Here is a 7,793-nt window from a genome sequence, read left to right on the forward strand (position 1 = left end):
CCATCGCGCGGGGAATGCCGGCTGTGTCGGCTGAACCTGTGGTGACTGCCGCCTGCGTTCTTGTTGCAGGCGGGCCATGGGTGCGGCCAGCATCCGGCATTCCCTGCGCCCTCTTCGATTTCGAGGGTGTGATATCCGGAAAAACTCGGACGAATCCCGTCGCGAGAACGCGAGTGCATGTCCTCCGCTGTCGCATACCCTCCGCTGTCGCATACCCTCCGCCGTCGTGCCCGCTTCAAGCGGGGCATCCAGCATTCCGGAGGCGTCTCGATTCGAGCACTGACGTCTCTGCAATGCTGGATCGCCGGTCACGCCTGCGCCGAAGGCTCCGGCGGGCTCGCAAGCCGGCGACGACACCGAATGCTGTTGAATAGTTTCGCAGGAGATCAGGCGTGCGTTCGTTCAAATGCAATGATGCTCGCCCGGGCTCAGGGCTCACACGAACGCCGCTTCCACTTGCCCCAACCCCTCCAGCTCCATCACCACGTGATCGCCGGGACCGAGCCACAGCGTCTTGACGAGGCTCCCGGTCAGCACGAACTGGCCGGCATGGAGGCTGCGGCCCTCCGCGGCCAGGTGATTGGCGAGCCACGCCAGCGCCTGCAGCGGGTGGCCGAGCACGTCGGCGCCGGTGCCGCGCGCGACCTCGCTGCCGTTGACGATGGCGCGGCCGACGACGCCGGCCAAATCAGGCGCCGCATCCGCCGACACCGGCTGCGCGAGCACGCAGCCGGCGGCGAAGAAATCGTCGGCAATCAGGCTCGCTGCGCCCATCTTCTGCCATCGCGCATAACGATCGTCGACGATCTCGATGGCCGGCAGATAGGCCTCGACCGACGTGCCGACCCGGACCGCATCGAACGGCCGCTCGCTGGCGGGAAGATCGCGCGACAGCTTCACGGCGATCTCGCATTCGACGCCGACGCGAACGAAGTCGGAGGCCGAGAGCCGCGCCCCATCGTCGTGCACACCACGGGCAAAGACGCCGCCGGCACATGGATGCGGGATCGCAAGATAGTCCTGCATCACCTTGCTGGTGCAGCCGATCTTGTAGCCTGTCAGGGCGCCTGTCTGCGGCAGCATGAGATCGTGCACGGCGCGCTGGATGCGGTAGCCCTCGGCGAGATCGCGCGGCGCCGTTTCTTCAGGCAATGCTTGCAGCGGCGTCCGCGTCCGGCGTGCCTGCGCGATTGCCGTCGCCGCCGCGGCTACCCTGTCCATGGCAATCCCGTCCCTGCCGACGTCCCGCCCGTGCTCACGATCGGGTTCAATCCAGCCAACAATATGAATGGCGGCACAGCGGCTTGGCGCGAGGTGTCCACGCGTCAGGCAAGGCGGACGGAAACCCTGGTCGCGCATGGCGTATGCGACCGCCCAGCGCTGTCACCGGCGGCGCAGTCCTGCTCGCAGGCTCGCCGGACGGCGAGCGCGTCATTCGTCGCGATAGACCTTCTCGCGTCGCTCGTGGCGCTCCTGCGCCTCGACCGAGAGGGTTGCGATCGGCCGCGCCTCCAGCCGCTTCAAGGAGATCGGCTCGCCGGTCTCCTCGTAATAGCCGTAGGTGTTGTCCTCGATTCGCTGCAGCGCCGCGTCGATCTTGGAGATCAATTTGCGCTGGCGATCGCGGGCGCGCAGCTCGATCGCCCGGTCGGTTTCCGAAGAGGCCCGGTCGGCCAGGTCGGGATGATTGACATTCTCTTCCTGGAGCGCCTGCAGCGTGAGCTTCGATTCCCGCAGGATCTCGTCCTTCCACGACAGCAGTTTCGCGCGAAAATACTCGCGCTGCCGGTCATTCATGAAAGGCTCTTTTTCGGACGGCCTATAGTTCTTCAACTTTTCCAAGGTCAGCCCATCTACAACGACAAGCGCCGGCGAGCGGCGGTACCCGAGAACGGAAATGCCCGTTGTCGCGGGCCTTATATAGCCGTGCCCTGTAACAGACAATATCGGTCCGCCCGGCCATGTCCAAGTCCGCCGGTCGTTCCGGCAGGAACCTGTGAGCAGGGCGGCCGGGATCGCCATGCAGCCGTCACGATCGTCACAACCATGACCTCACACCTGTCCGGCCTTGGCGAGTTCGACCTCGACCCTGAGCTCGATCTCGGCCAGCACCGCGTCGAGCCCGGGATCGCCGGAGGAGCCCTTGAGATTGGCGGCGGCGTCGCGCAGCCGCGCCACCGTGGCCGAATTGAGACTGCCGGAGAGCAGCCCGAGCTTGAGCTCGTCGAGCACGTCGAGCGCTCCCTTGCCGCGCTGCACCGAGCGGCGGCGGCGCTGCGCGGGATCCTCCTCGATGCCCTGCAGGGCCAGCAGCGCGTCGATGCTGGCGGCGGCCTTCGGCGCCGTGGCGGCGCGGGTCTCTGCCGTGGTGGTAACGTCTTCCTGCAGCGAGAAGCTGCTGCCGCTGGTGCGCTTGGTGCTGCTCGCCGGCGTCGAGAGCGTGGTGCCGTTCGGTCCCTGGATGCGCATCGCTGGCTCTTTCGAATGGGTGCGGCGAGCTTTGCCGCGCCATGGTTAACGCTGAGTAAACGGGTCGGCAAAATCTGCCGGGCGGTGCCACTCTTGCCGCTTCCGGCAACCCTGATAGCGCGACTTCCACGATATTTAGTTAAGCAAGATCAACAAATTAGCTTCTCGATGCGCGCTGGCACGGCGCTCGCATCAGACCTCGGCGGATCGCCGCCATGGGAGTGGCTGGCCGATCCTTTGACGCGTGAGTTCGAGGGGAGCATCAGGATGCACGGCATCCGGCGATTGAGATTTTGGGCGGCGGCCTGCGCCGCGCTCGTGACGCTGGTCGCGCAAGGCGCGCCGGCGGCCGCGACGTCGCGAATCAAGGACCTCGCCAATATCGAGGGCGTGCGGCAAAACCAGTTGATCGGCTATGGCCTCGTGGTCGGCCTGAACGGCACCGGCGACACGCTGAACAACATCCCCTTCACCAAGCAGTCGCTGCAGGCGATGCTGGAGCGGATGGGCGTCAACATCCGCGGTGCCACCATTCGCACCGGCAATGTCGCCGCCGTCATGGTCACCGGCAACCTGCCGCCGTTCGCGACCCAGGGCACGCGGATGGACGTCACGGTCTCGGCGCTCGGCGACGCCAAGAACCTGCAGGGCGGCACCCTGCTCGTCACCCCGCTGCTCGGCGCCGACGGCAATGTCTATGCGGTGGCGCAGGGGTCGCTCGCGATCTCCGGCTTCCAGGCCGAGGGCGAGGCCGCCAAGATCGTGCGCGGCGTGCCGACCGTCGGGCGCATCGCCAATGGCGCCATCATCGAGCGCGAGATCGAGTTCGCGCTGAACCGCCTGCCGAACGTGCGGCTGGCGCTGCGCAACGCAGACTTCACCACCGCCAAGCGGATCGCGGCCGCGATCAACGACTATCTCGGGGTCAAGACCGCCGAGCCGGTCGACCCTTCCACGGTGCAGCTCGCGATCCCGCCGGAATTCAAGGGCAATGTCGTGGCCTTCCTGACCGAGATCGAGCAGCTCCAGGTCGAGCCGGATCTCGCCGCCAAGATCATCATCGACGAGCGCAGCGGTATCATCGTGATGGGCCGCGACGTCCGGGTCGCGACGGTGGCGGTGGCGCAGGGCAATCTCACCGTCACCATCGCCGAATCGCCGCAGGTGAGCCAGCCGAACCCGTTGGCCCGCGGCCGGACCGTGGTGACGCCGCGTTCCAGCGTCTCGGTCTCCGAGGACGGCAAGAAGCTCGCCGTCGTCAAGAACGGCGTTTCGCTGCAGCAACTTGTCGACGGCCTCAACGGCCTCGGCATCGGGCCGCGCGACATGATCGGCATTCTGCAGGCGATCAAGGCTTCCGGCGCGATCGAAGCCGACATCGAGGTGATGTGATGCAGGTGAGCCCTCTCAGCGCCCGCACCGGCGCCTCTGCCGCCGACTTCTCGCCCACCGTGATCAACGGCCGGCCGGATTTCGAGTTTGCCGCGGCGCTCCAGAAGGTCACCCCGCAGGCGCAGGCCAAGGCCAAATCGACCGCGACCGACTTCGAGGCGATGTTCCTCAACTCGATGTTCTCGCAGATGACCACCGGCCTCGAGGGCGATGGTCCGTTCGGCAGCACGCCGGGCACCGGCGTCTGGCGCTCGATGCTGGTGGAGCAATATTCGAAGTCCTTCGCGAAATCCGGCGGCATCGGAATTTCCAGCGCGGTGTACCGCGAGCTGATCGTGCAGCAGGCGAAACGCGTAAGCAAGAGTTGAAGGGAAAGACGCAATGAATGCTCCGGCGCAACGGCAACCGACGCAAGCCATCGCACCCGCCGTCACCAACGCGGCCGAGGCGCGCAAGCTCGCGCAAGGGCTGATGGATGTGATGAGCGCCCTGCTCTCCTTGATCGAGCGCGAGACCGAGCTCGTCCGCGCCGGCAAGCTGCGCGAGGCGATGACGCTGGGCGCGCAGAAGAGCGAATTGTCGAAGCGTTATGTCGCAACGCTCGCGCAGCTCAAGGCGAGCCACAAATTCCTGCAGGCGCAGGCGCCGGAGCTGCTCGCCACGCTGCACCGGCACCACGACGTGTTCCGCTCCATGCTGCAGGTCAACCTGCAGGTGCTCGCGACCGCGCACGCGGTCTCCGAGAGCATCGTGCGCGGCGTCAATGCGGAGATGCAGCGCCGCAACATCCCGAACACCTACACGGCCGCGGGCCAGCGCGCGGCGCCGAGCCCGCGCCATCTGACGCCGCTGTCGGTCAGCCGCTCGCTCTGAGTTTTCGCGCGAGCTGCGCGAGGATCGTTAAAAGTCTAATCGAATGCGCCCGACACCGTTAGGGCGCCGTTGACCGCGTTCTCTAACAGAACGTTGAAATCTGCGAGTCATAGTTGCGATCGGGAAGGAGTGGGGAATTGAGTCTCAGTTCGGCAGCAGGAGGCTGCGATGAGTACAGATTTCAGCATCAGGCCGGTGGGGGCGCCGGCACCTTCGTCGATCGTGCTGCCCCAGAGCCAGGCGGCCACGCAGGCGGTCGCGACCGTGCTGCCGGCCAGTCAGAGCGTAACGGCGGCGGATACGAGCGCGCCCGTGCGCAATGACGTACAGGTCGCAAGCTACGATTCGCATCAGGCCTATTTCGATCGCTCGGCGGGCACCATGGTCTACCAGGTGGTCGACGACAAGACGACGCAGGTGGTCGATCAGTATCCCGACGAGGCGGTGCTGCGCCGCCGCGCCTATTTCCACTCGCTGGATCTCGCGAAGGGAACGCCGAAGCGCGTCGTCCCGACCGACGTGACGGCCTGACCGGACTGCTTGTTTCGAGAGGGGATGATGCGCCGGCCGGCTCGGCCGGCGCCCGCGTCAGCGGCGGCCGGCGAGACCCGCGGCGATGTTGCAGTTGATGTCGATCAGCGGCTTCAGCTTCTCCGGCGCCGGCTCGAGCTGGATCTCGATGGTGCGGGTCAGCACGAACATGCCGATATTGGCGATCTGCTGGCGCACTTCGAGCGGATGCGGATTGTTGCTCGCCTCGGCCTCGGTCATGAAGATCGACCACAGGCGGCGATTGAACATCAGCGCCTTGTAGGCCTTGTTGTCGAGGCCGCTCCAGTTGGACTGGACTTCCTGCAACTGTCTCGCCGCCTTCAGCAGCGCCTGCGCTTCGATTTCCCTTGGGGAGGCCGTCGTTTGCGACGTGCGTGCGTAGGCTTGAGCAGCATGGGACATCCACTGACCTCGGACTTTACGCTTACAGAAGCGGAGAAACCGCGCAGTTGTTGTACGTCGCCGCCCTTAAGATACGGTTATGGACACGGTCGTACATCTTCGGATTGAAGCGGATCGCGGTTCTGTCGATCGATCGAATACGAATCAAAACGGCGGAGCCGTTCCGCCGCCGCCTATGTGGTTTGCTGCCGATATCAGCGGAGCAGTTGCAGCACGCTCGCCTGCGACTGGTTGGCGAGCGCGAGCGCGGACACTGCGATCGACTGCCGCGTCGACAGCGCCTGGCTGTTGGCCGCTTCCTCGTTGGTGTCGGCCAGCACCAGGTTCGACGCACCGGTCTGCAGCACGTTGATCAGGTTCTTGGAGAAGTCCTGGCGGATCTGCACGATCGACAGATTCGAGCCGAGGGCGGAAGCTTCCGAACGCAACGTGGTGGAGGCGCTGTCGAGCGATGCGAGCACATTGTTCGCCGAATTGCTGTCCAGGAAGTCGGTGCCCGCGGTCAAGGTCGCGAGCCCGAGGCCGGCATCGTTGAACGTCACGCCCTGGATGTTCAGCGTCGATCGTCCGGTCTCGTTGAACACGAGCTTCAGCGTGTCGCCGTTCAACAGGTTCACGCCGTTGAATGAAGCGTCCTGCGAGGTGGTGTTGATCTGCGCCAGCACGTTGTTGTACTGCGCGACCAGGTTGGCGCGGGTCGCCTGCGAATCAGCGTTGGCGACCGGCGCCGGCGCGGTCAGACCGTTGAAGGCCTGGCCGGACAGCGTCGCCGTGCCGCCCAGCGCACCGATCGTCGACGACGCCGCGTCGTTCGAGGTGATGATGCTGATGACGCCGGTGGTGCTGACGCTCGCCTGCAGATTGTTCGCGGCCAGCGCGGTATTGAGCGCGTTCAGGCTCGAGACCTGCCCGGGGCCGGTGCCGAAGGTGACGCTGGTCGGCGTGCCGCCGCCGGTCGCGGCGATCGTCAGGATCTTGCCGCTCAACTGCGGTGGGCCGACATTGGTGGTGCCGACGCTCAAGCCGAGCTTGGCCAGCGCGCTGCCCGCCAGGGTCAGGTTGTGGGTGATGCCGGTATTGAGGACGACCTGGCCGCTCGCGACCGACGAGGCCACGCTGGTGCCGGTGACGGCGTCGATCGCCGACAGCAGGTTGCCCACGGTGTCGCCAACGCCGATATTGGTGCCGGCTGAGACGTTGCCGGCCACGAAAGTGAAGGTCGTGCCGTCGACCGTCAGCGTATCGCCGACGGTGATGCCCGAGGACAGGTCGTTCGACGTGGAGGTCGCGGTGCCCGACAGCTTGGTCGAACTGGTGATGTTTGCGGCGCTCGTGAGATTGTCGTTGGTGACTGTGCTGCCGGTCACCGCGGCGTTGGTGTTGTTGCCGAGCAGGTTCTGGGCGGTTGCGCCGGGAATCACCGCCGACGACACGTTGGACTTGGTGTCGTAACCGGTCGGGCTTTGCAGCACCTGATGGGCGATCGATTGGGCATTGGCGACCAGGCTCTGCAACGAAGTGAGGCCGGTGTTCGCCGCTTGCAGCACCTGCACGCCGTTGCTGATGCCGTCCAGCAGGTTCGCGATGTCGCCCGCGCGGTTGTTCAACGATTGGGCCGTAAAGAACTCGGTCGGGTTATCGAGTGCCGTGTTGACCTTGTTCCCGGTGGCCAAATCGTTTTGCGTCGTCGCGAGCAGCGAGGCCGTCGACTGCAGCGCGAGCAAGTTCTGGCGAACCGCCGCGGTAAGAACTATACCGGACATGTGTCGAACCTTCCTAGTTAACCAATTGCAGTTCTAGGCAGACTCGCTTAAATTAAGGTTAATGGCGGTTTAAATAGTTGGGTTAATGAATCCTTACCGAAAATCCCTCCCTCCGCCGCGCGGTGCGACCGACTTCAAACCCGGCGCGTGAGCGCCGCGCAAAAGCGGAAGCGGCGGGGTTTCCCCCGCCGCCCGCATCCCTTCGCTGTCCTCGAATATCAGCGCAGCAGCTGCAGCACGCTCGCCTGCGACTGGTTGGCGAGCGCGAGCGCGGACACCGCGATCGACTGCCGGGTCGAGAGCGCCTGGCTTTCGGCCGCGAGCTGGTTGGTGTCGGCCAGC

At 65.4% G+C, this 7,793-nt stretch carries 9 protein-coding genes; 4 read left to right on the forward strand and 5 right to left on the reverse strand.

Features of this window, described 5'->3' with window-relative positions; all coding sequences use genetic code 11:
* Positions 1 to 435: 435 nt before the first annotated feature.
* The 3 genes from JOY90_RS37650 to JOY90_RS37660 form a co-directional block, all read right to left on the reverse strand.
* Positions 436 to 1,221, reverse strand: coding sequence for a fumarylacetoacetate hydrolase family protein (locus JOY90_RS37650; RefSeq protein WP_291696151.1), 786 nt, complete (start codon positions 1,219 to 1,221; stop codon positions 436 to 438).
* A 210-nt stretch (positions 1,222 to 1,431) separates the two neighbouring features.
* Entirely contained in the window at positions 1,432 to 1,842 is a 411-nt protein-coding gene (dksA, locus tag JOY90_RS37655; RefSeq protein ID WP_291696158.1) for an RNA polymerase-binding protein DksA, read from the reverse strand.
* A 210-nt stretch (positions 1,843 to 2,052) separates the two neighbouring features.
* The gene (locus tag JOY90_RS37660) at positions 2,053 to 2,469 is read right to left on the reverse strand and encodes a flagellar assembly protein FliX (protein ID WP_291696152.1); all 417 of its coding nucleotides are present in this window, start codon (positions 2,467 to 2,469) and stop codon (positions 2,053 to 2,055) included.
* A 267-nt stretch (positions 2,470 to 2,736) separates the two neighbouring features.
* On the opposite strand from JOY90_RS37660, the gene JOY90_RS37665 reads away from it, so the two are divergent.
* The 4 genes from JOY90_RS37665 to JOY90_RS37680 all read left to right on the forward strand — a co-directional run bounded on the left by JOY90_RS37665 (position 2,737) and on the right by JOY90_RS37680 (position 5,265).
* Positions 2,737 to 3,861 carry a flagellar basal body P-ring protein FlgI gene (locus JOY90_RS37665; protein WP_291696159.1) on the forward strand — a complete coding sequence of 375 codons (1,125 nt, stop codon included), beginning with the start codon at positions 2,737 to 2,739 and terminating at the stop codon, positions 3,859 to 3,861.
* Positions 3,861 to 4,229 carry a flagellar assembly peptidoglycan hydrolase FlgJ gene (gene flgJ / locus JOY90_RS37670; RefSeq protein ID WP_291696153.1) on the forward strand — a complete coding sequence of 123 codons (369 nt, stop codon included), beginning with the start codon at positions 3,861 to 3,863 and terminating at the stop codon, positions 4,227 to 4,229. Before JOY90_RS37665 ends, flgJ begins: the two co-directional genes overlap by 1 nt.
* A 13-nt stretch (positions 4,230 to 4,242) precedes the next feature.
* A complete protein-coding gene (locus JOY90_RS37675; protein ID WP_291696154.1) occupies positions 4,243 to 4,734 on the forward strand; it encodes a hypothetical protein in 492 nt (163 codons plus the stop codon).
* Positions 4,735 to 4,902: 168 nt separating this feature from the next.
* Positions 4,903 to 5,265 (forward strand): hypothetical protein, encoded by a 363-nt coding sequence (locus JOY90_RS37680; RefSeq protein WP_291696155.1) that lies wholly within the window; start codon positions 4,903 to 4,905, stop codon positions 5,263 to 5,265.
* 57 nt (positions 5,266 to 5,322) lie between these two features.
* On the opposite strand, the gene flaF is transcribed toward JOY90_RS37680, so the two are convergent.
* Together flaF and JOY90_RS37690 are read right to left on the reverse strand one after the other, a co-directional pair.
* The gene (flaF, locus tag JOY90_RS37685; RefSeq protein WP_291696156.1) at positions 5,323 to 5,688 is read right to left on the reverse strand and encodes a flagellar biosynthesis regulator FlaF; all 366 of its coding nucleotides are present in this window, start codon (positions 5,686 to 5,688) and stop codon (positions 5,323 to 5,325) included.
* A 194-nt stretch (positions 5,689 to 5,882) separates the two neighbouring features.
* Positions 5,883 to 7,451: a flagellin gene (locus JOY90_RS37690; RefSeq protein ID WP_291696157.1), complete on the reverse strand. Its 1,569-nt coding sequence runs from the start codon at positions 7,449 to 7,451 to the stop codon at positions 5,883 to 5,885.
* Positions 7,452 to 7,793: the final 342 nt, after the last annotated feature.

The sequence above is a fragment of the Bradyrhizobium sp. genome (assembly GCF_019242285.1).
Lineage (GTDB): Bacteria > Pseudomonadota > Alphaproteobacteria > Rhizobiales > Xanthobacteraceae > Bradyrhizobium.

Excerpts from the sequence above, each read along its gene's own strand:
- JOY90_RS37665 (WP_291696159.1), top strand. The coding sequence starts at position 2,737 with ATGCACGGCATCCGGCGATTGAGATTTTGGGCGGCGGCCTGCGCCGCG.
- JOY90_RS37690 (WP_291696157.1), bottom strand. The coding sequence starts at position 7,451 with ATGTCCGGTATAGTTCTTACCGCGGCGGTTCGCCAGAACTTGCTCGCG.
- JOY90_RS37660 (WP_291696152.1), bottom strand. The coding sequence starts at position 2,469 with ATGCGCATCCAGGGACCGAACGGCACCACGCTCTCGACGCCGGCGAGC.
- JOY90_RS37675 (WP_291696154.1), top strand. The coding sequence starts at position 4,243 with ATGAATGCTCCGGCGCAACGGCAACCGACGCAAGCCATCGCACCCGCC.
- JOY90_RS37650 (WP_291696151.1), bottom strand. The coding sequence starts at position 1,221 with ATGGACAGGGTAGCCGCGGCGGCGACGGCAATCGCGCAGGCACGCCGG.
- flaF (WP_291696156.1), bottom strand. The coding sequence starts at position 5,688 with ATGTCCCATGCTGCTCAAGCCTACGCACGCACGTCGCAAACGACGGCC.
- flgJ (WP_291696153.1), top strand. The coding sequence starts at position 3,861 with ATGCAGGTGAGCCCTCTCAGCGCCCGCACCGGCGCCTCTGCCGCCGAC.
- JOY90_RS37680 (WP_291696155.1), top strand. The coding sequence starts at position 4,903 with ATGAGTACAGATTTCAGCATCAGGCCGGTGGGGGCGCCGGCACCTTCG.